Source organism: Pseudomonas sp. PA-6-3C (assembly GCF_021605825.1).
Classification (GTDB): domain Bacteria; phylum Pseudomonadota; class Gammaproteobacteria; order Pseudomonadales; family Pseudomonadaceae; genus Aquipseudomonas; species Aquipseudomonas edaphica.
Genome location: NZ_WKDV01000027.1, coordinates 44,679 through 69,404 on the forward strand (window position 1 = coordinate 44,679; position 24,726 = coordinate 69,404).

19 protein-coding genes and 4 tRNA genes are annotated in these 24,726 nt (G+C 60.8%); 13 read left to right on the forward strand and 10 right to left on the reverse strand.

Annotated features, from left to right (window positions below; translation table 11 throughout):
* Positions 1 to 75: 75 nt before the first annotated feature.
* From GIW48_RS18415 to GIW48_RS18450, 8 genes are all read left to right on the forward strand, one after another.
* Positions 76 to 1,887, forward strand: a complete 1,812-nt coding sequence (locus GIW48_RS18415; protein WP_236461268.1) for a di-heme-cytochrome C peroxidase — start codon at positions 76 to 78, stop codon at positions 1,885 to 1,887.
* Positions 1,884 to 3,047, forward strand: coding sequence for a catalase family protein (locus GIW48_RS18420; protein WP_236461267.1), 1,164 nt, complete (start codon positions 1,884 to 1,886; stop codon positions 3,045 to 3,047). The genes GIW48_RS18415 and GIW48_RS18420 overlap by 4 nt, the downstream gene beginning before the upstream one ends.
* A gap of 585 nt (positions 3,048 to 3,632) precedes the next feature.
* Complete coding sequence (kdpF, locus tag GIW48_RS29715; protein WP_256666301.1) at positions 3,633 to 3,707, forward strand: K(+)-transporting ATPase subunit F; 75 nt, start codon at positions 3,633 to 3,635, stop codon at positions 3,705 to 3,707.
* 107 nt (positions 3,708 to 3,814) lie between these two features.
* Positions 3,815 to 5,521, forward strand: coding sequence for a potassium-transporting ATPase subunit KdpA (kdpA, locus tag GIW48_RS18430; RefSeq protein ID WP_236461264.1), 1,707 nt, complete (start codon positions 3,815 to 3,817; stop codon positions 5,519 to 5,521).
* 10 nt (positions 5,522 to 5,531) lie between these two features.
* Complete coding sequence (kdpC, locus tag GIW48_RS18435) at positions 5,532 to 6,179, forward strand: K(+)-transporting ATPase subunit C (protein WP_236461262.1); 648 nt, start codon at positions 5,532 to 5,534, stop codon at positions 6,177 to 6,179.
* A gap of 11 nt (positions 6,180 to 6,190) precedes the next feature.
* Positions 6,191 to 8,260, forward strand: a complete 2,070-nt coding sequence (kdpB, locus tag GIW48_RS18440; protein ID WP_236461260.1) for a potassium-transporting ATPase subunit KdpB — start codon at positions 6,191 to 6,193, stop codon at positions 8,258 to 8,260.
* A gap of 122 nt (positions 8,261 to 8,382) precedes the next feature.
* A complete protein-coding gene (locus GIW48_RS18445) occupies positions 8,383 to 11,034 on the forward strand; it encodes a sensor histidine kinase (protein WP_236472926.1) in 2,652 nt (883 codons plus the stop codon).
* Positions 11,031 to 11,723, forward strand: coding sequence for a response regulator (locus GIW48_RS18450; protein WP_017136385.1), 693 nt, complete (start codon positions 11,031 to 11,033; stop codon positions 11,721 to 11,723). Before GIW48_RS18445 ends, GIW48_RS18450 begins: the two co-directional genes overlap by 4 nt.
* Here the strand turns inward: GIW48_RS18450 and GIW48_RS18455 are convergent.
* A complete protein-coding gene (locus GIW48_RS18455) occupies positions 11,683 to 12,606 on the reverse strand; it encodes a LysR family transcriptional regulator (RefSeq protein ID WP_236463026.1) in 924 nt (307 codons plus the stop codon). The genes GIW48_RS18450 and GIW48_RS18455 overlap by 41 nt on opposite strands.
* A 105-nt stretch (positions 12,607 to 12,711) precedes the next feature.
* Here GIW48_RS18455 and GIW48_RS18460 point away from each other — a divergent pair, with 105 nt between their 5' ends.
* A complete protein-coding gene (locus GIW48_RS18460) occupies positions 12,712 to 14,214 on the forward strand; it encodes an MFS transporter (protein WP_236463029.1) in 1,503 nt (500 codons plus the stop codon).
* Between the two features lie 79 nt (positions 14,215 to 14,293).
* Here GIW48_RS18460 and GIW48_RS18465 read toward each other — a convergent pair.
* From GIW48_RS18465 to GIW48_RS18480, 4 genes are all read right to left on the reverse strand, one after another.
* Positions 14,294 to 14,370: transfer RNA gene (locus tag GIW48_RS18465), tRNA-Asp, on the reverse strand.
* A 19-nt stretch (positions 14,371 to 14,389) separates the two neighbouring features.
* Positions 14,390 to 14,465: transfer RNA gene (locus tag GIW48_RS18470), tRNA-Val, on the reverse strand.
* Between the two features lie 373 nt (positions 14,466 to 14,838).
* Positions 14,839 to 14,915: transfer RNA gene (locus GIW48_RS18475), tRNA-Asp, on the reverse strand.
* Positions 14,916 to 14,934: 19 nt separating this feature from the next.
* Positions 14,935 to 15,010: transfer RNA gene (locus tag GIW48_RS18480), tRNA-Val, on the reverse strand.
* 159 nt (positions 15,011 to 15,169) lie between these two features.
* Between GIW48_RS18480 and rdgC the strand changes: the two genes are divergently transcribed.
* The 3 genes from rdgC (at position 15,170) to sugE (ending at position 17,686) form a co-directional block, all read left to right on the forward strand.
* A complete protein-coding gene (rdgC, locus tag GIW48_RS18485) occupies positions 15,170 to 16,090 on the forward strand; it encodes a recombination-associated protein RdgC (protein ID WP_003172886.1) in 921 nt (306 codons plus the stop codon).
* 209 nt (positions 16,091 to 16,299) lie between these two features.
* Positions 16,300 to 17,259 (forward strand): bile acid:sodium symporter family protein, encoded by a 960-nt coding sequence (locus GIW48_RS18490; RefSeq protein ID WP_099547867.1) that lies wholly within the window; start codon positions 16,300 to 16,302, stop codon positions 17,257 to 17,259.
* Positions 17,260 to 17,371: 112 nt separating this feature from the next.
* A complete protein-coding gene (gene sugE / locus GIW48_RS18495) occupies positions 17,372 to 17,686 on the forward strand; it encodes a quaternary ammonium compound efflux SMR transporter SugE (RefSeq protein ID WP_017136389.1) in 315 nt (104 codons plus the stop codon).
* Positions 17,687 to 17,793: 107 nt separating this feature from the next.
* Here the strand turns inward: sugE and GIW48_RS18500 are convergent, their stop codons facing one another.
* The 3 genes from GIW48_RS18500 to GIW48_RS18510 all read right to left on the reverse strand — a co-directional run bounded on the left by GIW48_RS18500 (position 17,794) and on the right by GIW48_RS18510 (position 22,212).
* The gene (locus tag GIW48_RS18500) at positions 17,794 to 19,668 is read right to left on the reverse strand and encodes an MFS transporter (RefSeq protein WP_236462626.1); all 1,875 of its coding nucleotides are present in this window, start codon (positions 19,666 to 19,668) and stop codon (positions 17,794 to 17,796) included.
* 65 nt (positions 19,669 to 19,733) lie between these two features.
* Complete coding sequence (locus tag GIW48_RS18505; RefSeq protein ID WP_236462624.1) at positions 19,734 to 20,912, reverse strand: TDT family transporter; 1,179 nt, start codon at positions 20,910 to 20,912, stop codon at positions 19,734 to 19,736.
* Between the two features lie 109 nt (positions 20,913 to 21,021).
* Positions 21,022 to 22,212: an MFS transporter gene (locus GIW48_RS18510; protein WP_017136392.1), complete on the reverse strand. Its 1,191-nt coding sequence runs from the start codon at positions 22,210 to 22,212 to the stop codon at positions 21,022 to 21,024.
* A 91-nt stretch (positions 22,213 to 22,303) separates the two neighbouring features.
* Between GIW48_RS18510 and GIW48_RS18515 the strand changes: the two genes are divergently transcribed.
* Positions 22,304 to 22,843, forward strand: coding sequence for a TetR/AcrR family transcriptional regulator (locus GIW48_RS18515; RefSeq protein WP_099547863.1), 540 nt, complete (start codon positions 22,304 to 22,306; stop codon positions 22,841 to 22,843).
* 174 nt (positions 22,844 to 23,017) lie between these two features.
* Here the strand turns inward: GIW48_RS18515 and GIW48_RS18520 are convergent, their stop codons facing one another.
* Both GIW48_RS18520 and GIW48_RS18525 read right to left on the reverse strand, forming a co-directional pair.
* Positions 23,018 to 23,797, reverse strand: coding sequence for an ABC transporter permease (locus tag GIW48_RS18520; RefSeq protein WP_017136394.1), 780 nt, complete (start codon positions 23,795 to 23,797; stop codon positions 23,018 to 23,020).
* Positions 23,794 to 24,726, reverse strand: coding sequence for an ABC transporter ATP-binding protein (locus GIW48_RS18525; protein ID WP_017136395.1), 933 nt, complete (start codon positions 24,724 to 24,726; stop codon positions 23,794 to 23,796). The genes GIW48_RS18520 and GIW48_RS18525 overlap by 4 nt, the downstream gene beginning before the upstream one ends.

Here is a 24,726-nt window from a genome sequence, read left to right on the forward strand (position 1 = left end):
GGCCACTTGCCGCACCTGTGACGCAATGGCATAAGAACGCTACAACTCGACAAGGCCGAGACAAGGATAGCCATCTTGCGCATTTTTTCCCGTGTTTTACTTCTGATATTGCTCGCCCTGGGTTTGCTGCTGGGCGTGGTCCTCTATTACACCCTCAACCCCAAGCTGCCGGACTACGTGCCCGTGGAGCAGGTGCACTATCAGGAACAATGGAGCGAAGCCGATCGCCAGACCTACTACTTCACGCCCCAGGGCACCCAGGTAAAAGGCCTGCATTACGACTGGTTCACCGCCCTCGAACTGCCCTTTTCGGACCGGCGTTTTGCCACACCCGACTACCTCGCACGCTTCGGCTTTCTGGTCGATCCCAAGCAGGTGCCCAGCGCACAAAACCCCGGCAACCTGCCGGTGGGTTTCGCCCGGCACCAGAACGCCGGCAGCCAGGTGCAGTACCTGGACATCACCTGCGCCGCCTGCCACACCGGCGAGCTGCACTTCAAAAACCAGGCGCTGCGCATCGACGGCGGTTCGGCCCAGCATGTGCTGCCGTCCAGCGTACCGACCTTGCGCGGAGGCAGCTTCGGCCAGGCGCTGGTGGCCAGCCTCGCCGCCACCTATTACCTGCCTTGGAAGTTCGATCGCTTCGCCCACAACGTGCTCGGCCACGACTATGACGATCACAACAAGCAACAACTGCGTCAGGACTTCAAGCAGTCGCTGAACCAGTTCCTTAAAGTTGCCTGGAACGACACGCACCGTGGCCTCTACCCCACCGAAGAAGGCCCGGGCCGCACTGACGCATTTGGCCGCATCGCCAATGCCAGCTTCGGCGACGCTATCTCGCCGACTAACTACCGGGTCGCCAATGCGCCGGTGGACTACCCGCACCTGTGGGATATCTGGACCTTCGACTGGGTGCAATGGAACGGTTCGGCCCAGCAGCCCATGGCACGTAACATCGGCGAGGCCTTGGGCGTGGGTGCGACCCTGGCCTTTTTCGACGCGGCCGGCCAACCCCTCCAGGGCGATGCCCGTTACCCTTCCAGCGTGCGCGTGCGCGACCTCAACCGGATCGAAGAAACCCTGCAACGCCTCAAGCCGCCGACCTGGCCGCAAGACCTGTTCGGCGCCATCGACAAGCCCCTCGCCGCCGAAGGCCGCGCGCTGTTCGCCGAGAACTGCGCCGGTTGCCATGTGCCTGCAGTCACGCAGGAAAACGGCCGCCCGGTGCAGCAACTGAAGATGTTGCCCGTGGACTACATCGGTACCGACCCAGGCACGGCCAATAACATCGCCGACCAGCGCTATGACCTCAGCGCCCTGCAGTGGGACCCGGCGGAACTGGCCAGGCTCAATGTCGAGCTGCACCCCACGCCCACCGCACCGCTGGACCTGCACAACCTGTCGGTGGCCCAAGGCCTGGCCTACGTCACTGCCTTCGTCGAAGCACACGCCTACCGCGCCGCCGGTGTAACCCCGGCCGAACGCCCAGGCCTGGATGGTTTTGGCCTGCCCATCGGTGTGCGTGAATTGCGCGCCTACAAGGCCCGACCGCTGGCCGGCGTATGGGCCACACCACCATTCCTGCACAACGGCTCGGTACCGACGATCTATCAATTGCTCTCGCCCCAGGACGAGCGCAGCACCACCTTCTACAAAGGCACGTTCAATTACGACCCGCGTCACCTGGGCTTTGAAACGGGTGCGTTCAAAAACGCCTTTTTGTTCGATACCAAAATCACCGGCAACCACAACAGCGGTCACGAATTCCGTGATGGCAAACGTGGCAATGGCGTGATCGGCCGTGGCTTGCTGCCGCAGGAACGCTGGGCGCTGCTGGAATACCTCAAAGTGCTGGGCGGCCCGCTGGAGCAACCACTGCCATGATTATCCGATCTCAATACAACCAACGTTCGCTGCTCGCACGCCTCTGGCTACGCCTGGGCGCCTTTCTCGGTAAAACCCTGCTGTGGCTGGTGGGTTTGGGGCTGCTGGGCTGGCTGTTCGCCACGGCCTGGTTCGCCTGGCAACACAGCGGCCCGGTGTCGCCGGATGAACAGATCCCGCCCGGCGAAACAGCCATGACCCAAGGCATCATCCAGACGGCAGTGCGCATCGTCGATCAGCATCGCGAAGGCACGCGCTACCTGCGTGACGCGCATGCCAAGGCCCACGGCTGCGTGAAGGCCGAAGTCAGCGTGCTGACGGACCTCGACCCGGCGCTGCGCCAAGGCGTATTCGCTGAACCTGGCAAGACCTGGCAGGCGCAGATGCGCCTGTCCAACGGCAACGCCTACCCGCAGTTCGACAGTATCCGCGATGCGCGGGGCATGGCGATCAAGCTGCTGGATGTGCCAGGCAAACAATTGATGGCCGACCAACAGACGCGCACCGAACAAGACTTTGTGATGTTCAGCCACCCGAACTTTTTTGTCAGCGATGTGGCCGAATACGCGCAGAACATCGGTGCCCAGGCTGACGGCAAAAAGGTGTTGGCGTTCTTCCCTAAAGCCGACCCGCGCAGTTGGCAAGTGCGCCACCTGTTTATCGCCCTGGCCACCCTGGCGCCCGCTCCGGCGAGCCCGACGCAGACGACGTACTTTTCGGTTTCCCCCTACAAATTTGGCGCGGCAAATGCCAAGTTTCGTGTAACACCCGACCCGCAGAGTTGCCCGGAATATGTGTTGCCCAAGCAGAATCAGGACCTGCCGAACTTTCTGCGCAGCGCACTGAACCAGCAACTGTCCACCGACCGTGTACCGGCGTGTTTTGTGTTGCAGATTCAGCGGCAAAATCCGCAGAAATTCATGCCGATCGAAGACACCAGCATCGAATGGAAGGAAAGTGATGCGCCCTATGAGACAGTGGCCAAGGTGCGGATTCCTGCGCAGGACTTTGATACGCCCGCGTTGAATCTTGCCTGTGATAACCAGTCGTTCAACCCGTGGTTCGGGCTGGAGGCGCATCGGCCGATTGGTGGGATCAACCGGTTGCGCAAGGCGGTGTATGAGGCGGTGAGCGACTATCGGCATAGTCGGAATTTGTGAGGTTATGATCGTTCCCACGCTCCGCGTGGGAATGCCGTCTTGGACGCTCTGCGTCCGCAGTTAAGGGGCGTGACGCGGAGCGTCACAGGATGCATTCCCACGCAAAGCGTGGGAACGATCGAACAGAAAAGCCAATCACTGTAAAGAATCCGTATAAATCCGAAGTTCCCCATAACGATTACGTCGCCTCTATTGAACAACTAAGCCCTAAACTTTACCGTCACTTCCTACCTCCAAAACCCGTAGGAAGTCATCGTGGAAAGTTCAACTTTAGGCATGGTCGTCCTGTCAATGATTGCGCTCTTCGGCACCGCCGCGTTTTGCTTCGAACACCTCGCCACCCGCAGCGAGAAGAAAAAGAAAGCCAAATAAGCTGGTCAACGAAATCAGCAGAACCCCAGACTTTCAAGGGATCAGCCACCCGCGGGCTATCCCTTGTTTTCGTGTGCCCTGTTTTAAACCTTCTATATACCGTCTTAATACCGCCCGCCGTAATCAGTGCCCGAGCTTGATACAAGAGCGCCTAACCTCCCCGGCTTACTCAACAAGGGGAGTTACACCGTGCTGACACTAACGTTCATTTATGTGGCCAGCGGCGTTTGCGCCGTGGGGCTGTTCGCTTACTTGGGCTATGCCCTCATTCGCGCCGAAAAGTTCTAGGGAGCCCGCCATGTACGACGTGATGTTTATGGGCCTCTCCCTGGTGTTTTTTGTTGCGACTGCCATGGCCATTGTCGCCATGGGCAAGCTTTGAACGGAGCCACGACATGCTAAGCACTTTGCTGGAATTTTCGCTGGTCCTGGGGTTGATGACCGCGCTTGCCGTGCTCATGGGCAAGTGGCTGACCCGAGTATTCACCGGGAACCGCCACGCCTTGCCGGAACGTTTTACCTACCGCCTGCTGGGCATCAACCCATTGGAAACCATGAGTTGGGGCCGCTACGGTTCAGCGCTGTTGCTGTCGAACGCGGCGATGATGCTGCTGGGCTACAGCATCCTGCGCCTGCAGGCGGTAACGCCGATCAACCCCCTGGGGTTGGCTGCGCAAACCCCGGACCTGGCGTTCAACACCGCCGTGTCCTTTATCACCAACACCAACTGGCAGGCGTATTCGGGCGAAACCAGCCTGTCGAACTTCAGCCAGATGGCGGTCATTACCTTTTTGATGTTTGTCGGTGCCACCTCCGGCGTGGTGGCGGCCGCCGGTTTTATACGTGGCTTGAGCCGCTCAAGCGCGGCCGATATCGGCAACTTCTGGGTCGACTTCACCCGCACGCTCTACCGCGTGATGCTGCCGCTGTGCGTGGGCATGGCGCTGGTGTATGTGTGGCAGGGCATGCCGCAAACCTTAGCCTCCCAAGCCCTGGCGACAACATTGGAAGGCGCGCAACAACAGCTGATCGTCGGCGCGGTTGCCAGCTTTGAATCGATCAAGCACATCGGCACCAACGGCGGCGGTTTCTTCAGCATGAACGCCGCGCACCCGTTCGAAAACCCGACGCCGCTGACCAACATCCTGCACATCCTCAGCATGCTGTTGATCCCCTCGGCGCTGACCTACACCTTTGGCAGCATGCTGTTGCAACGTCGTCAGGGCTGGGTGTTTTTCGGCACCTTCCTGGTGATGTTTATCGGCTTTCTTGCGCTTGTGTATGGCGCCGAGCAAACCGGCAACCCGTTGCTGACCCAGGCCGGCGCCAACCAGGTGCTGTCGATCGAGCAAAGCGGCGGCAACATGGAAGGCAAGGAACTGCGTTTCGGCATTGCCGACAGCAGCTTGTTTATCGCCACCACCACGGCAGCCACCACCGGCTCGGTCAATACCATGCACGACTCGCTGACGCCCATGGGCGGCTTCGTGCCCCTGGCGCAGATGATGCTCAACTGCGTGTTCGGCGGTGACGGCGTGGGCTTTATCAACCTGATCCAGTACGCGCTGCTCACGGTGTTTCTGGTGGGCATGATGATCGGCCGCAGCCCGGAATTTCTTGGCAAGAAAATCGAGGCCCGCGAGATGAAACTGGTGATGCTCTCGGTGCTCGCGCACCCGGTCAGTATCCTGAGTTTCACCGCCCTCGCCGCCCTGTGGCCAGACACCCTGGCCAGTCTCAACAACCTTGGCCCGCACGGTTTCAGCGAGGTGCTGTACGCCTACACCTCCGGCACCGCCAACAACGGTTCGGCGTTCGCCGGGCTGAATGCCAATACACCGTTTTTTAACACCACCATTGGCCTTGCGATGCTGATCGGGCGCTTCTTCACGATGCTGCCGATGCTCGCCGTGGCCGGTTCCCTGGCGATGAAAAAAACCGTGCCGGCCGGCGCAGGCACCATTCCTACCGCGACCCCGCTGTTCATGTTGCTGGTGGTGTTCGTGGTGCTGGTGGTCGGTGGCCTGACCTTCTTGCCCGCGCTCGCGCTTGGCCCGCTGGTGGAGCAACTGCAGTTGCTGTCCGGCCAGACCTACAACTAAGGACATGTTGATGACCACTCAATCGATCTTCAAAGGGCTGCTGCGCCCGGTGCTGGTGTCGGCGGTGTTTTTCATGCTGCTGACCGGGCTGGCTTACCCGGCGCTCACCACCGTGGCGGCGCAATTGCTGTTCCCGTTTCAGGCTCAAGGTTCGCTGATTGAACGCGATGGGCGGGTGATCGGCTCGGTGCTGATCGGCCAGAATTTCACCAAGCCGGAGTACTTCCAGGGCCGCCCCAGCATGACCCTCGGCGCTGATCCGCAAGACCCGAGCAAAAGCGTGCCGCAGCCCTACAACGCAGGCGCAAGCGGCGCCAGCAACCTCGGCCCCACCAGCCAAAAACTGCTCGACCAGGTGGCTGCCCGCGCCAAAGCCTATCGCCAGGATAACGGCCTGGCCGCTGACGCCCCGGTGCCGGTGGACGCAGTCACCGCCTCAGCCTCTGGCCTCGACCCGCATATCTCGGTGGCCAACGCCCGGCTGCAGTTGGCACGGGTGGCGCGCTTGCGGCACATCGCCGAACCCGAACTGCTGCAACTGCTCAACGACCACACCGCCGCACGCACCTTCGGCCTGCTCGGCGAGCCCCGGGTGAATGTGCTGCAACTCAACGTGGCGCTGGATGCGCGTCAGCCCTCTATTGCGCTCAGTGAGTAAGAGATTCCTTCATGAAAAATGCTCGTTTACCTCTGTTTGACCGGCGCATCGTGCTGACTGCCGGCGTCGATGCACTGAAGAAATTGCTGCCCCAGGCCCAGTGGAAAAACCCGGTGATGTTCGTGGTGTACCTGGGCAGCATTCTCACCACCTTGCTGTGGTTCCAGTCCCTGGGCGGCAAGGGTGAAGCGCCCAGCGGTTTTATCCTCAGCATCACCTTGTGGCTGTGGTTTACCGTGCTGTTCGCCAACTTCGCCGAAGCCCTGGCCGAAGGGCGCAGCCGTGCCCAGGCCGCGAGCCTGCGTGGCATGAAACGCCAGACCCTGGCCAAATTGCTGCAGCAACCGCGCCACGGCGCAGCGTGGCTGCCGTTGGAGGCGAGCCTGCTGCGCAAGGACAACGTAGTGTTGATCGAAGCCGGTGATCTGGTGCCGCTCGACGGCGTGGTGATTGAAGGCGTGGCGTCGGTGGATGAAAGCGCAATTACCGGCGAATCGGCGCCGGTGATCCGCGAGGCCGGTGGCGACTTTTCGTCGGTCACCGGCGGCACGCGGGTGCTGTCGGACTGGCTGGTGGTGCGCATCAGCGTCAACCCCGGCGAATCGTTCCTGGACCGCATGATCTCGATGGTCGAATCGGCCAAGCGCCAGAAGACGCCGAATGAAGTCGCGCTGACGATTCTGCTGGTGGGCCTGACCGTGTTGTTCCTGCTGGTGATCGCCACGCTGAGCCCCTACTCGATCTTCGCCGTGGCCATGAGCGGCAATGGCAGCGTGATCAGCGCCACGGTGTTGGTGGCGTTGCTGGTGTGCCTGATCCCCACCACCATCGGCGGCCTGCTCTCGGCCATCGGCGTGGCGGGCATGAGCCGCATGATGTCGGCCAATGTGATTGCCACCTCCGGCCGTGCCGTCGAGGCGGCGGGTGATGTCGACGTGTTGCTGCTGGACAAGACCGGCACCATCACCTTGGGCAATCGCCAGGCAAGCAGCTTTTTGCCGGCACCCGGCGTGAAGGAAGCCGAACTGGCTGACGCCGCGCAACTCGCCTCACTGGCAGACGAAACCCCGGAAGGCCGCAGCATTGTGGTACTGGCCAAGCAAAAATTCGACATCCGTGCGCGGGACATCAACGCCCTGGGCGCACGCTTTGTGCACTTCACCGCGCAAACCCGCATGAGCGGCGTCGACCTGGCCGACGGCCGGGCGATTCGCAAAGGCGCGGCGGATGCGATTCGCAGCCATATCGAAACCCTGGGCGGGAGTTTCCCGGCGGCATTGCAGGCCAAGGTCGATGAAGTCTCGCGGCGCGGCAGCACACCGCTGGTGGTCAGCGACGGTGCCAAGGCCTTGGGCGTGGTCGAGCTGAAAGACGTGGTGAAAGGCGGCATCAAGGAACGCTTCGCCGAGTTGCGGCGCATGGGCATCAAGACCGTGATGATCACCGGCGACAACCGCCTGACCGCCGCTGCGATTGCGGTGGAAGCCGGTGTCGATGACTTCCTCGCCGAAGCCCGCCCGGAAGACAAGCTGCAACTGATCCGCGACTACCAGGCCCAGGGCAAGCTGGTAGCCATGACCGGCGACGGCACCAACGACGCACCTGCGCTGGCCCAGGCCGACGTGGCCGTGGCGATGAACAGCGGCACCCAGGCGGCCAAAGAGGCCGGCAACATGGTCGACCTCGACAGCAACCCGACCAAGCTGATCGAAGTGGTCGAGGTCGGCAAACAGATGCTCATGACCCGTGGCGCGCTCACCACGTTCAGCGTGGCCAATGATGTAGCCAAGTACTTCGCAATCATCCCGGCGGCGTTTGTCGCCACCTACCCACAGCTGGGCGCCTTGAACGTGATGCACCTGAGCAGCCCCAATTCGGCAATTTTGAGCGCGGTGATTTTTAACGCGCTGATCATTGTCGCGTTGATTCCGCTGGCCTTGCGCGGTGTGAAGTACCGGGCCATCGGCGCGGCGGCGTTGCTTAACCGCAACCTGTTGATATACGGCCTGGGCGGCGTGCTGGTGCCGTTTGCGGGGATCAAGGTGATCGACATGCTGCTGAGTGGATTGGGCTTGGTGTAACACCACAAACCCAATGTGGGAGCTGGCTTTTTGGGGGTGCTTCGCACCACAGCGCAAGCAAGCTTGCTCGCCACAACAAGCCAGCTCCCACAGTTAATCGTGTTGTATTCAACAGGAAGAACATGCCCGCACTCAACCACGAACGCCCCGACCCCGACGCCTTGCTCGCGCGGGTACAGCTCGAAGAACAGGCCGCCTTGCGCGGCAAATTGCGTATTTACTTCGGCTCAAATGCCGGGGTGGGCAAGACCTGCGCCATGCTCGCGGCGGCGCAACGCGAAGTCGCCCTGGGCCGTGATGTGCTTGCCGGCGTAGTAGAAACCCACGGCCGCACGGAGACTGCCGAGCGGCTCGACGGCCTGGAGCAACTGCCCCGCGCTGCCTTGCTGCACCACGATTTTTCGCTCAGCGAATTCGACCTAGACGCCGCGTTGCGCAGGCAGCCCGCCGTATTGCTGGTGGACGAGTTGGCCCACAGCAACGCGCCTGGCTCGCGGCATCCCAAACGCTGGCAAGACGTTGAAGAACTGCTCAGCGCCGGCATCGACGTGTGGACCACGCTCAACGTCCAGCACCTGGAAAGCCTGAATGATCTGGTCAGCGGCATCATCGGCATTCGCGTGCGCGAAACCGTACCGGACCACGTGTTTGATAACGCCCATGACGTGGTGGTGATCGACCTGCCGCCCGACGATTTGCTGCAACGTTTGAAGGACGGCAAGGTCTATCTCGGCCCGCAAGCAGAACGCGCCGCACAGCATTTTTTCCGCAAGGGCAACCTGTTGGCCCTGCGCGAGCTGGCGCTGCGGCGCACGGCGGATCGGGTCGACGCGCAAATGCGCGTGTACCGTCGCGAACAGTCGATCAAAGCCTTGTGGCCAGCCCGCGAACGCTTGCTGGTGGGTGTGGCGGGCGACGCCGGTGATGAACGCCTGGTGCGCGAAGCTGCACGATTGGCGCAAAAGCTCGAAGCTGACTGGATCGTCGTGCATGTCGCAACGGCCCAAGGCAGCGGCGCCAAGCGTTACCTCACGGCGATGAAAACCCTGAGCCTGGCCAGCGAATTCGGCGCTGATACCGCGACGCTGCCGGGCATGGACGTGGCTGAAGCCCTAGCCGCCTGCGCCCGCGAACACAACGCCAATCGCCTGGTGCTCGGCCATCATCCGCGCCAGGCGTGGCGCTTCTGGCATCAGTCGGTCAGCGACCGGATCAGCCGACATCACCCGCAGATCGATCAGATCGTGATCGCTCACAGCGTCTTGCCCGGGCCTGCGCCTACCCTCGAAAAACCCTCGCTGCCCCCCGGCCGCGCCTTGGCCTACCTGTGGGCCACACTCGCCTGCTTCAGCGCCAGCGCCGTCGCTGCATTGCTGCTGCAAGTGTTCGACCTGGCCAACGTGGTCATGCTGTTTTTGCTCACCGTGGTGCTGGTGGCCTTGCGTTATGGGCGCGGCCCCGGTGTGTGGGCGGCGATGCTGGCGGTGCTGTGTTTCGACTTCTTTTTCGTACAGCCGCGCTACTCGTTCACCGTCAACGACACTCAGTATTTCTTCACCTTTGCGCTGATGCTCGGCATTGCCTTGATCACCGGGCAACTCACCGCCCGCCTGCGCCATGAAGCACGCACGGCGGCCGCGCGCGAACGGCGCGCTACCTCTTTGGCGCGGCTGGCTCGCGACTTGTCGGCGGCACTGACCGTAGAGCACATCAGCGAAGTCGCGCTGCGCACCTTCAGTGGCGTGTTCGAAGCACGCGTCGGCCTGGCGCTGCCGGACGCCGCCGATGGCGTGCACAGCGTGAGTGCCAGCGGCTTGCCGATTGACGAAAGCATCGCCCAATGGACTTACGACCATGGCCAAGCCGCAGGCCATGGCACCGACACCTTGTCAGCAGCCAAAGGTTGTTACTTACCGCTCAAAGCGCCGATGCGCGTGCGCGGCGTGCTGGTACTGGAACTGGCCCAGAGCGAGCGCCTGAACGACCCGCAGGAGCGCCGTCTGCTGGAAGCCTGCATGAGCCAATTGGCGATTGCGCTGGAGCGCGTGCATTTCGTCGAAGTGGCGCAAAGCACGCTGGTGCAGATGGAAGGCGAGAAGATGCGCAACACCCTGCTCGCCGCTATTTCCCACGACTTGCGCACGCCCCTGACCACCCTGATCGGCGCCGCCGACACCGCCCTGCCCCATGCCCCGCCAGGTCCGCTGACCGAATTGCTGCACGGCATCCATGAACAAGCTACATCGATGCAGCGACTGATCGAAAACCTGCTGGACATGGCGCGCATGCAAGAGCGCGGCGTGCGCCTGAACCGGCAGTGGCATTCGCTGGAAGAAATCGTCGGCAGCGCCCTGCGCCAGTTGCGTGAGCCGTTGGCACACCACCGCGTGCAAACCCTGTTGGATTCACAGTTGCCGCTGGTGGATATCGACGCCCTGCTGATCGAGCGGGTGCTGGTCAACCTGCTGGATAACGCCGCCAAGTACACGCCGGCGGGCACCCTCATTACCGTCACTGGCAGCAAAGTTTCGGACAGCATCGTGCTGGAAGTCAGCGACAACGGCCCGGGCAAGGCTCCCGCCAACCTGTTCGAACCTTTCGCACGTGGCCAGCAGGAATCTTCCGTCACGGGCATCGGCCTGGGCCTGGCGCTGGCCAAACGCATCGTTGAAGCCCATGGCGGGCATATCCACACCCACCCGTTTGAGACGTGCGGCATGCACTTCATCATCACCTTACCGGCCGGCACCCCGCCGGCCATGGAAAACCTATGAGCACTGCACGCATTTTGATTGTTGAAGACGAAGCCAATATCCGCCGCTTTGTCGGGATCGCCCTGCAAGATGAAGGCTTTCAGGTGTTCGAAGCCGACAGCGTCAAACGTGCGCTGATTCATGCCGCCAGCCGTCAACCGGACCTGGTGATCGTCGACCTCGGCTTGCCCGATGGCGATGGCAAGCAACTGATCAGTGAGTTGCGTGGTTGGCTGGCGGTGCCGATTCTGGTGTTGTCGGCGCGTGATCGCGAAGAAGAGAAAGTCGCCGCTTTGGACGCAGGGGCCGATGATTACCTGACCAAGCCGTTCGGCGTGCCCGAATTGCTCGCTCGCATCCGCGCACAACTGCGCCGGCACGGGCAGACCGGCGCTGTGGCGGCGACCAGCAAGGTGGCGTTTGGCGAAATTGAAGTCGACCTGTCGACCCACGAAGTGTGGCGCCAGAGCCAGCCGGTGCACCTCACACCCATCGAGTACCGCCTGCTCTGCGCAATGATTCGCGGCCAGAGCCGGGTGCTGACACATCGGCAGTTATTGCTCGAAGTGTGGGGGCTGGACTACGTCGACCGCCCGCACTATCTGCGTGTACACATGGCGCACTTGCGGCAAAAGCTGGAGGCGGATCCGGCGCAGCCACAGCATTTTATTACCGAGTTGCAGGTGGGGTATCGGTTGATGGGGCTGTGAACAGGCGTTCAGCAACAAAGTCCACAAACACCCGGATCTTTGGCGACAGGTGCCGGCTGGAAGGCCACAGCGCCCAGAATTGGCCTTGGTCATCAGAGTGCCCGTCCAACACGGTTTCCAACTGTGCCTGGGCCAGCGCCTCACGGGCCAGAAAGTCCGGCACGTAAGCGATGCCATGGCCATCGATTGCGGCCCGAAGCATCGCTTCCATATTGTTCAACGTCAGCGCCGTGGGCAGCCGTAATTGGGTGATCGCCGGGTTGGCGGATAAGGTCCACTCCATGATTTTGCCGGTGGTGGCGAAGCGATAACGCAGGCATTGGTGGCGCTCAAGGTCACTGAGGGTTGCTGGCCGACCGTTCGCACGCAGGTACTCAGGCGATGCACACAACACAAAGCGAAATGGCCCGAGTCGGCGCGCCATCAAGGTCGAATCGGCCAGACCGCCGCTGCGGATCACCACGTCGAAGCCTTCCTCGATCACATCCACCAGGTGGTCGTTGAAATCCAGCTCCATCTCAATTTCCGGGTAGGCCCGCCTGAAGGCGAACATATGCGCAAATAGAAACCTGTAACCGATGGTGGGCAGGCTGACCCGCAACTTGCCGCGGGGGGCCTGCATGGCATGGGAGAGCATGGCGCGGGCGTCCTGCAGGTCATCGAGAATTTTCCGACAGCGCTCGTAGAACAACTGGCCTTCAGCAGTCAGGCTGACTTTGCGCGTGCTGCGGTGCAACAACCGCACATTCAACGACGCTTCCAGCTTGACCACATTTTTGCCCACCGCCGAGGCGGAAATGCCCATCGCCCGCGCCGCACCCGTGAAGCTGAGCGCTTCAGCGGTTTTCACAAAGGCGATCACACCGCTGAGATTGTCGCTCATACCAATGCATCCAATTTGTCCGTTATGTGTGGAATGTAGGCCCATTTATCCGCCATTACATCCTGACTAGAGTCTTTATCTTTACAGGCCCACAGGAATCTCCCGATGAACACAACCGACTCCGCCCATGGCCGCTATGCCATTCTTGCCGCGATCTGCCTGGCGGCTCTGGTGTTACCCATGAGCTTTACCGGTGGCGCCGTAGCGACGCCCTTTATCGGCCACGCATTTGCTGCGCACCCCACACAGTTGGCGTGGATCACCAACGCGTTCATGCTTAGTTTCGGCAGCCTGCTGATGGCCGCCGGCACCCTTGCCGATCGGTATGGTCGCAAGCGTTTGTTCCTGTGGGGCATGGCGCTGTTTACAGGTGTCTCGCTGCTGCTGACCGTGGCGCCGGGCATGCTCTGGCTGGATGTACTGCGCGGTGTACAGGGTGTTGCGGCAGCTACCGCATTGGCCAGCGGCTGCGCAGCGTTGGCGCAGGAGTTCGACGGCCATGCCAGGACACGCGCCTTCAGCTTGCTGGGCACCACCTTTGGCGCGGGCCTGGCTTTCGGGCCGCTGCTGTCTGGGTGGCTGATTGAACTGTGGGGCTGGCGTGCGATTTTCTTCACCACCGCATTGCTGGCGGGCCTGTCGTTGCTGTGCGCCGCACCCACAATGCGAGAGAGCCGCGACCCGCAAGCGCTGCAGTTGGACCTGCCTGGCGTACTGACGTTTTCGGCAATGCTGGTGAGCTTGACCACGGCGATCATTCTCGCGCCGCAGTTGGGTTGGGCTTCGGTGACGACCGGTTGCCTGCTTGCGGCGGCTGCGGCTTTCTTGCTGGTGTTTATCCTGGTTGAACAGCGTGCGAGCCAACCGATGCTGGATCTGCGCCTGTTTCGCTTTGCGCGTTTTATCGGCGTGCAATTGTTGCCGATTGGCACCTGCTACTGCTACATCGTGCTGGTGGTGTTGCTGCCGCTGCGGTTTATTGGGGTCGAAGGCGCCAGCGCGTCAGAGGCGGGCTTGATGATGCTGGCGCTGTCTGCGCCGATGCTGGTGGTGCCGTTACTGGCCGCAACGCTGACACGCTGGTTGTCGGCGGGGCTGTTGTGTGCCCTTGGCCTGTTGATCGCGGCGTCGGGGTTGTATGGGCTGAGCCTGGTCCCGCTCGGCCAGCCATTGCTGACTGTCGTGGCAATGTTGGTGATCGGGATGGGGACGGGCTTGCCGTGGGGTTTGATGGATGGCCTGGCGATCAGCGTGGTGCCCACAGAGCGTGCGGGCATGGCCGCAGGCATTTTCAATACGACCCGGGTTGCCAGTGAAGGTGTGGCGCTGGCCATCACCGTGGCGGTGTTGAGTGCGCTGGTTGCCCATCATCTGCCCGCAGACAGTTCGCAGGACATTGCTGGGGTTGCCCAGCAGTTGGTCATGGGCGACACCCGTGCAAACCTCCCGCTGGAATTGCTGCGCACGGCCTACCTCGCGGGCTTCAATACGTTGCTGCAATGGCTGGCCGGGCTCACCCTGTTTACGGCGGTGGTGGTGTTTGTGTTTCTGAGCCGACGTGAGATTGCACCCGCGCCTGTGGCGCTCGCCGCCGAAGCGCAAAGCTGAATCGCAGGCAAAAAAAAGCCCGCTCAATGAGCGGGCTTCTTGTGGTGACCTGGCGTTCAGTGTTCCAGGTTACCGAATATGGCGCAGCGGACGGGACTCGAACCCGCGACCCCCGGCGTGACAGGCCGGTATTCTAACCGACTGAACTACCGCTGCGCGTAACACTTGAAACGAATGGTGGGTGATGACGGGATCGAACCGCCGACATTCTGCTTGTAAGGCAGACGCTCTCCCAGCTGAGCTAATCACCCTTCGCTTCGGTGTGGGCGGCATAATACACCAAAAATCTGCAATGTCTTGATTTAAATGCAATTTATTTAAAATAATTTCTCTGGTGTCCTCCGCGCCCCGGAAAACGGGGCCTCAAGCCCCAAATGTGAGTCTATTGCGTTTATACTTTGCTTGGCGGCACTGTTAAAAACCATTATCAATGACACCTGAGCCGCGCAACGTGATGGTGACAACGCGTTGGGATTTCTGATCAGCCCATAAAAAAACGCCGCCAATCATCGGAAATGATCGGCGGCGTTTTTTTGGTTTTACAAACCCCGGACAGAAAAAAGCCCGCTCAATGAGCGGGCTTTCTGTGGTGACCTGGCGTTCAGTGTTCCAGGTTACCGAATATGGCGCAGCGGACGGGACTCGAACCCGCGACCCCCGGCGTGACAGGCCGGTATTCTAACCGACTGAACTACCGCTGCGCGTAACACTTGAAACGAATGGTGGGTGATGACGGGATCGAACCGCCGACATTCTGCTTGTAAGGCAGACGCTCTCCCAGCTGAGCTAATCACCCTTCGCTTCGGTGTGGCGCGCATTCTACGGAGCGACCTTAAGTCTGGCAAGCACTTTCTTAAATCTTTTTTTTCAGCCCTTCCAATGGCTTAGGCAGGGTTGGCCTCAGCCCGGATCAAGAGAATAATGCCCCCCTTTGTATAAAGGAGAGACTCACCCCATGTGGTTCAAGAACCTGCTTATCTATCGCCTGACCCAAGATCTGCCTGTTGATGCCGAGGCGTTGGAAGCGGCCATGGCCACCAAACTGGCGCGCCCGTGTGCAAGCCAGGAGTTGACCACTTACGGTTTCGTCGCACCTTTTGGTAAAGGTGAAGACGCTCCCCTGGTGCATGTCAGCGGTGACTTCCTGCTGATCGCTGCACGCAAGGAAGAACGCATCCTGCCGGGTAGCGTGGTGCGTGACGCGCTTAAAGAGAAAGTCGAAGAGATCGAGGCCGAGCAAATGCGCAAGGTCTATAAGAAGGAACGCGACCAGATCAAGGATGAAATCATCCAGGCCTTCCTGCCGCGCGCCTTTATCCGTCGCTCGTCGACTTTCGCCGCCATTGCGCCGAAACAGGGCCTGATCCTGGTCAACTCGGCGAGCCCGAAACGCGCCGAAGACCTGCTGTCGACCCTGCGCGAAGTAATCGGCACCCTGCCGGTACGCCCGCTGACGGTTAAAACCGCACCAACGGCGATCATGACCGACTGGGTCACCACGCAGAAGCCGGCCGATGACTTCTTCGTCCTCGACGAATGCGAACTGCGCGACACCCACGAAGACGGCGGCATCGTGCGCTGCAAGCGCCAGGACCTGACCGGCGAAGAGATCCAACTGCACCTGACTACCGGCAAAGTCGTGACGCAATTGTCCCTGGCCTGGCAGGACAAGTTGTCCTTCATGCTCGACGACAAAATGACCGTCAAGCGCCTGAAGTTCGAAGACCTGCTGCAAGACCAGGCTGAACAGGACGGCGGCGACGAGGCATTGGGCCAGCTGGATGCCAGCTTTACCCTGATGATGCTGACGTTTGGTGAGTTCCTGCCGGCGTTGGTTGAGGCACTGGGCGGCGAAGAAACCCCGCAGGGCATCTAAGCCATGTGAAGATCAAAATGTGGGAGCTGGCTTGTGTGGGAGCTGGCTTGCCTGCGATAGCATCAACTCGATCCAGCTGAAGACCGAGGTGCCTGCATCGCGGGCAAGCCCGGCTCCCACACAAGCCAGTCCTCACACAAACATCTCCCACACAAGCCCCACATTTGATTGCAGTTACACCCTCGAACTCTAATAACAAGGACTTCCCCATGCGCGCACTCGCCGCCTTGAGCCGCTTCGTTGGCAATACCTTCGCCTACTGGGTGTTGATTTTCGCGGTGCTCGCCTTCCTTGAGCCCGGCTGGTTCATTGGCCTCAAAGGCGCCATCGTGCCGCTGCTGGGCCTGGTGATGTTCGGCATGGGGCTGACCTTGAAACTGGAAGACTTCGCCGAAGTCGCCCGCCATCCCTGGCGCGTGGCCCTCGGCGTGGTTGCGCATTTTGTGATCATGCCGGGCGTGGCCTGGCTGCTGTGCCAGGCGTTCCACTTGCCGCCGGAAATCGCCGTCGGCGTGATCCTGGTCGGGTGCTGCCCTAGCGGCACGTCGTCCAACGTCATGACCTGGCTGGCCCGGGGCGACCTCGCGCTGTCGGTAGCCATCGCCGCCGTCACCACCCTCCTCGCCCCGCTGCTGACGCCCGCGTTGATCTGGCTGCTGGCCTCGGCCTGGCTGCCGGTGTCGTTCATGGAGTTGTTCTGGTCGATCCTGCAAGTGGTGTTGCTGCCGATCGTGCTTGGCGTGGTGGCGCAACGCGTATTGGGCGACCGGGTGCGCCATGCCGTGGAGGTATTGCCGCTGGTCTCAGTGGTAAGCATCGTAATCATCGTCGCTGCAGTCGTTGCAGCGAGCCAGGCGAAGATCGCCGAGTCCGGCCTGTTGATCATGGCCGTGGTGATGCTGCACAACAGCTTCGGTTATCTGCTCGGTTACTTCACCGGCCGCCTGTTCAAACTGCCGTTGGCGCAGCGTAAATCCCTGGCGCTGGAAGTGGGCATGCAGAACTCCGGGCTGGGCGCCGCGCTGGCCAGTGCGCACTTTTCGCCCTTGGCGGCGGTGCCGAGCGCGCTGTTCAGCGTGTGGCACAATATTTCCGGGGCATTGCTGTCGACTTACTTTCGCAGAATGAGCGAAAAAGAGGACCGCCGCGCCCTGGAGAGCGCGCCGTAAACTTGATCACCTGATCAATTTTCGGCAAGCTACCGGGCTTCGCGGGGACGACCTCGCGACGCTCTCAAGCGCTTAATCCGGGGACGACCCCAGCTATAGAGGGGAGATCAACATGTCCTGGATCATTCTGTTTTTTGCCGGGCTGTTTGAGGTCGGCTGGGCGGTCGGCCTGAAGTACACCGACGGTTTCAGCAAGCCGCTGCCGACAGCACTGACGATCGCCGCCATGGCCATCAGCCTCGGCCTGCTGGGCCTGGCCATGAAGGAGCTGCCGCTGGGCACCGCCTATGCCATCTGGACCGGTGTGGGTGCAGTAGGCACGGTGATCGCCGGGATTATCCTGTTTGGGGAGTCCATGGCGCTGTTCAGGTTGGCGAGTGTGGCGTTGATCATTTGCGGGCTGGTTGGGCTCAAGATCAGCGCCTGAGCCACTACCGCTATCGCAGGCAAGCCAGCTCCCACATTGGACGGTGTTCAGCGTTCAAATGTGGGAGCTGGCTTGCCTGCGATGAGGCCCTTACAGCCAGCAAATAACTACCTGACACTCCCGCGCAACACCCCTACCCGCGCCTGCAACTGCTCAGGCGTCGCGGCCTCCACCGCAACCGGCTCACCCGCCACCAACACCACCCGCGACCAGATCCGATGAAAGATGCCCTTGTTCGGATCGCGACTGAAAAAGCTCCCCCACAACCCCTGCAACGCCATCGGAATCACCGGCACCGGGGTCTGCTCCAGAATCCGCGTCAACCCGCCACGGAACTCATTGATCTCGCCATCGGCGGTCAGCTTGCCTTCCGGGAAGATGCACACCAACTCCCCTTCCTTCAGGTACTGGGCAATTCGCATGAAGGCCTTTTCGTAGATCTGGATATCTTCATGGCGCCCGGCAATCGGAATCGCCCCGGCCGTGCGGAAGATAAAGTTCAGCACCGGCAAACGGTAGATCTTGTAGTACATCACAAAGCGAATCGGCCGACGTACCGCGCCGCCAATCAACAGTGCATCGACAAACGACACGTGGTTGCACACCAGCAGCGCCGCGCCTTCATCCGGAATCAGCTCAAGGTTGCGATGCTCCACGCGGTACATGGAATGGCTGAGCAGCCAGATCATGAAGCGCATGGTGAACTCGGGGACGATTTTGAAGATGTAAGTGTTGACCGCAATGTTGAGCAGCGACACCACCAGGAACAACTCGGGGATCGACAGCTTGGCCACGCTCAGCAGCAGGATCGAAACGATGGCCGAAACCACCATGAACAACGCATTGAGAATATTGTTGGCCGCAATGACCCGCGCGCGCTCGTTCTCGGCCGTGCGCGACTGGATCAGCGCGTAGAGCGGCACGATATAGAAACCACCGAACACACCCAGGCCAAGGATATCGAACAACACCCACCACGCCTGACCGTAGCTGAGTACCGCCAGCCAGCTATGTTCCTGGGCCGATTGCGGAAAGCCGCCCGAGTGCCACCACAGCAGCAGGCCGAAGACCGTCAGGCCAAACGAGCCAAACGGCACCAGGCCGATCTCGACCTTACGGCCCGAGAGCTTTTCGCAGAGCATCGAGCCAACGGCGATGCCCACCGAAAACACCGTAAGGATCAGCGTCACCACAGTTTCGTCGCCGTACAACCATTCCTTGGCGTAGGCCGGGATTTGCGTCAGGTAGATCGCACCGACAAACCAGAACCACGAGTTGCCGACAATCGAGCGCGACACTGCCGGCGTCTGCCCCAGGCCCAGGCGCAAGGTGGCCCAGGATTCGCTGAAGATATTCCAGTTCAGGCGCAGCTCGGGTGTAGACGCCGCCGCCCGCGGAATGCTGCGGCTGGCCAGGTAGCCGAGCACCGCCACGCCGACAATCGCCACCGCCACCAGTGGCGCGTAATTGCTCGACGACATGATGATCCCGGCGCCAATGGTGCCGGCCAGAATGGCCAGAAACGTGCCCATTTCCACCAGCCCGTTGCCGCCCACCAGCTCATCGTCGTGCAACGCCTGGGGCATGATCGAGTACTTCACCGGGCCGAACAACGCCGAATGCGTACCCATGGCAAACAGCGCCAGCAGCATCAGTTCCAGGTGGTTGAACAGAAAGCCCGTGGCGCCCACGGCCATGATCACGATCTCGCCGATCTTGATCGCGCGGATCAGCGCGTCCTTGTTGAATTTCTCGCCAAACTGCCCGGCCAGCGCCGAGAACAGGAAGAACGGCAGGATAAACAACAAGGCGCACAGGTTGACCCAGATGGAGCGGTCGCCCTCGATGGTGAGCTTGTAGAGAATCGCCAGGATCAGCGATTGCTTGAAGATGTTGTCGTTGAATGCGCCCAGTAACTGGGTGATGAAAAACGGCAGAAAGCGCCGTGTGCGCAGCAAGGTGAATTGTGAGGGGTGGCTCATCGTCCGTGTTCCTGCGTGGCCTGAAGGCGTGTAGTTTCTCAGGCCACGACTTTACCTAATCGCGCTTACTTATTCGCTAGTCCTGCAATGCATGGCGAAACAAAAAGCTCACCTTTATAGGCGCCCTGCACGGTGCGCTTGGCCACGATCAGCCACATCAGCGCCAATGCCAGCACCAGCACGCTGCCAAAGATGCTGAAAAAGCTCAGGTGCAGCAGACTCGCCAGCTTCAGCGTGGCTAACGCGTAAACCCCCAGCGGGAAGGTAAACCCCCACCAGCCGAGGTTGAACGGAATGCCGGCGCGCAGGTAACGCAGGGTGATCAGTACCGCGATCAGCATCCACCACAAACCGAAGCCCCACAGCGTGATGCCGGCTACCAAGCCCAGGCCATTGGCCATTTCGCCCACACCCGGCAAGCCATTGGCGGCGAAAATCGCCGGGGCGTCACCGCCCAACAGCAACATGCCCAGCGCACCAGTGCCGATGGGGCCAAGGGCCAACCAGCTCGACGCGGCCATATTGGCAGGCGGCAGTTTATGCAGGGCCATGCGCAACATCAGGATGGTCAGGATGCTGAACGCCACCGGCAGGGAAAACGCCCACAGCACGTAGCTGGTCACCAGCATCACCAGTTGCGCATGGGCGTCGGCCAAGTGCGGCGCCAGCAAGCCACCGCTGGCGGCAGCGACTTCGGCGGCAACCACCGGCAACAGCCAGACGGCGGTCATCTGGTCGATGCTGTGTTCCTGGCGGGTGAACATCATGAACGGGATCAACACACCACAGGCCAGGGCCATCGCCACGTCCAGCCACCATAAGGCTTCAGCCAGCGGGATCACCTCACTGCCCCAGCGCGGCAGGCCGAACAGCAGCAGGCCATTGAGAATGGTGGCCAGGCCCATGGGAATGGTGCCGAAGAACATCGACACCGTGGAGTGCCCGAAGATGCGTCGCGCTTCGTGGAAGAACATCACCCAACGCGCCGCGTACAACAGGCTGAACAGCACAAACAGGCCAATGGTGAACACCCACAGCCCTTCGGCAATGGCGTGCAAACCTGGCAGGTTGAACGGCAGTTGAGCCAAGGCCAGGGCCAGCACGCCGGTACCCATGGTCGCGGCGAACCAGTTGGGGGTGAACTGGCGAATCACTTCCCGTGGGCGGGTCAGATGGCTCAAGGGCTTATAGCTTGGGGTTTTGCAGCCTGGGGGCGTGCAACTGGGAGTCGTCGTGCAGGTCATGATGGCAATCCTCTTCCTCGTATGAGGTTGAAGCCATCATAGAACCTGAACGAATATCTATATAACGGGTAATATCTCTATAAGTTATCTACTTTACCAATATACAGCATCACTCTACTGCCGCCTTGGCCCGCACCGAGTTCTGCAGCATCAAACCGACCAAGGCACTCAGGGCCAGCAATATCAGCGCCGCACCATAGCCTTCAGTCGTGACGATAAGGCCGTAAACCTGGCACAAGTAACCCGCCAACAGCGCTGGCAGGCAAAACGCCAAGTAGCTCAAGACATAGAACGCCGACATCAAACCGGCCCGCTCATGGGGCAACGCCAGTCCGACAATGCTGCGCACACTGCCCATGAAGCCGCCGCCAAAACCAAAACCTGCAATCACACTGGCGACAAAGAACAGCCACAAAATACCCATGTGGACGGCCACCAGCAGCAACGCGACGCCCACGGCCAACAGCCCTGCCGACAGCCGCATGATTTTATCGGCCGGGCGCTCGCGCACGCTGTAGATCATCACCGCGCCACTCAAGGTCACGACCGCCACCAGGCCGCCACCGATCAGGTGCGAAGTGGAACCGGTGGCAGCCTTGATCAGCGACGGCGCCAGGGATGAGAAGAACCCGCCCAGCGCCCACACCGCCACATTCAGCGGCATCACCAACCATAAAGCCCGGCGCGCTTGCTGCGGCACATGCAGGGTCGGCGCCAGCGACTTCAAGGCCCCCGGAATACGACTGACGGTTTCCGCCAGGCGCCACACATACACAGCCTGCAACACCATCAACCCCAACAGCGTGAAGTAAATCAATTGGGTAGGACGCGGCGCGAACTCCACCAGTAGGCCACTGCCCAGCCCGCCGCTGGCCATGCCCAACAGCGGCGCCAGGCTATTGAGCATCGGGCCGCGCTGGCGGTCGGTGTCGAGCAAGGTCGCACTCAGCACCGCCGTGGCCATGCCGGTGGCGAAACCTTGCAGCGCGCGGGCGGCAATCAGGTGCGCGGTGCTGTCGGCGTTGATAAACAGCAGCATCGCCGCAATATTGAGCAGCAATGCGACGAAAATCACCGGCTTGCGCCCCAGGTGATCCGACAGTGAACCCACGGTCAGCAACGCTGCCAACAGGCTGACGGCGTATACGCCGAAAATCACCGTGAGCATTGTCGCGGAGAAATGCAGGTTTTCCTGATACACCTGATACAACGGCGTCGGCGCGCTGGACGCGGCGAGGAAGGTCAACACCGTGATGACCAGGAACGCCAGGCTGGACCGCTGGGAAATAACGCGAGACATGGGCACACTCCACTAAAGCTAATACTTTGCTTTTGCGCAGTGTGCTACCGGCGCGCGCTTAAAGCAAATTCTTTGTGTTAAGGTTTTACGCATGGCGATAAAAGAAGGCCTTCGCCCGGGAGGCCGCAGTGCCCGGGTCCAAGAATCGGTGCATTCAGCAGTGCGTGAGCTGTTGGAAGCCCATGAGCGCTCCAGCGTTACCGTACCGATGATTGCGACGCGCGCAGGCGTCACGCCCTCGACCATTTACCGGCGCTGGGGCGACTTATCCGTGCTGTTGGCTGATGTGGCCCTGGCCCGCATGCGCCCCGACTGTGAGCCGGCGAATACCGGCAGCCTTCGCGGTGATCTGCGGGCCTGGGCCGAGCAATACCTGGATGAAATGAGCTCCGAGCCAGGGCGCAACATGATGCGTGACCTGCAGAGCATGATCACACCGGGTTATTGCGTGAGCATTCTGAGTGGGCAGCTTCAGACGATTATCGATCGCTACCCACAGAGTACGCCGCCGAGCGTGGACCATTTGATCAACCTGCTGGCGGCGCCGACGGTGTTTCGCATTTTGTTCTCGACCGAACCGCTGACGGTGCAAGAGCTGCACGGACTGATCGAGCTGGCACTTAAAGGTTAAACCTCTGCACAAAACCAAAGGTGGAGCTGGCTTGCCTGCGATGGCGGTCTGTCAGTTAAACAATGGCTGCCTGACCCATCGCTATCGCAGGCAAGCCAGCTCCCACATTGACCCTGCCTGCAGTCAATAAAAAACGGCCTCACTTGGAGGCCGTTTTTTATTGCAGCTAACGGCTTAGGTACGCATCCCGCGCCCACTCACCAGCAACCGCGCACAGCCGACATACAGCACCACGGTCGCCACCAGCATAAAGGTGATCGCCACGCTGATCTTGATATCCGACACGCCCAGGATGCCGTAGCGGAAGGCGTTAACCATGTGCAACACCGGGTTGGCCAGCGACACGGTCTGCCAGAACGGCGGCAGCAAGGTAATGGAGTAGAACACCCCGCCCAGGTAGGTCAGCGGCGTCAACACGAACGTCGGGATGATCGAAATATCATCGAAGTTGCGGGCAAACACGGCGTTGATGAACCCCAGCAGCGAAAAGATCGTTGCCGTCAGTACCACCACCAGCAGGGTGACCCCCAGGTGATGCACCTGCAGGTGGGTGAAGAACAGCGACAGCAAGGTCACGATCACCCCCACCATCAAGCCGCGCAGCACGCCACCCAGGGTGTAGCCGATCAGGATGGTGTGCGGCGACACCGGCGAGACCATCAGTTCTTCGATCGAGCGCTGGAACTTGCTGCCGAAAAAGCTCGACACCACGTTGCCGTAGGAGTTGGTGATCACCGACATCATGATCAGGCCCGGCACGATGTACTCCATGTAGGTGAAGCCACCCATGTCGCCGATCTGGCGGCCGATGAGATTACCGAAGATCACGAAGTACAAGACCATGGTGATCGCCGGCGGCAGCAGGGTCTGCGGCCAGATCCGGGTAAAGCGCTTCACTTCGCGGTAAACGATGGTCTGCAGTGCGACGAGGTTGGGTTGCAGTTCGGAACTCATACCGCCACCTTCGCCAGATTTTTCTCCACCAGGGACACGAACAACTCCTCAAGGCGATTGGTTTTGTTACGCAGGCTCAGCACTTCGATGCTCTGGGCCGCCAACTGGGTGAACAACGCGGTGATGCCCATGGCCTTGTCCACCTGCACTTCCAGGGTGTGGTCATCGACCAGGCGGCTTGGGTAGCCGAGCAGTTGCGGCGCCACCGACAGGTTGTTTTTCAGGTCCAGCAAGAAGGTTTCCACATGCAACTGGCCCAGCAGGTTGCGCATGCTGGTGTTCTCGACAATGGTGCCGTGGTCGATGATGCCGATGTTGCGGCACAGCTGCTCAGCCTCTTCCAGGTAATGGGTGGTGAGGATGATGGTGATGCCCTTCTCGTTCAGCTCGGTGAGGAAGGTCCACATCGAACGGCGCAGCTCGATATCCACACCGGCGGTCGGCTCATCGAGGATCAACAGGCGCGGTTCATGCACCAGCGCGCGGGCGATCATCAGGCGGCGCTTCATACCGCCGGACAGCGAACGCGAAGGCACGTCGCGCTTGTCCCACAGGCCCAACTGAGTCAGGTACTGCTCGGCGCGTTCCTTGGCGATTTTCGCCGGGATGCCGTAATAGCCGGCCTGGGTCACGACGATGTCGAAGGTCTTTTCAAACTGGTTGAAGTTGAATTCCTGGGGCACCACGCCGATGGAGCGCTTGAGCGCCGCCGGGGATTTGTCCAGGTCATGGCCAAAGATATTCACCGAGCCACTGGTTTTGTTGACCAGGGTCGAGAGGATGCCGATGGTGGTGGATTTGCCAGCACCGTTGGGGCCGAGCAAGGCGAAGAAGTCACCTTCGGCAACGTCCAGATCGATACCACTCAGGGCCTGGAAACCGTTGCCGTAGGTTTTGGTTAGCTGCCGGATGGACAGAGCGGAACTCAT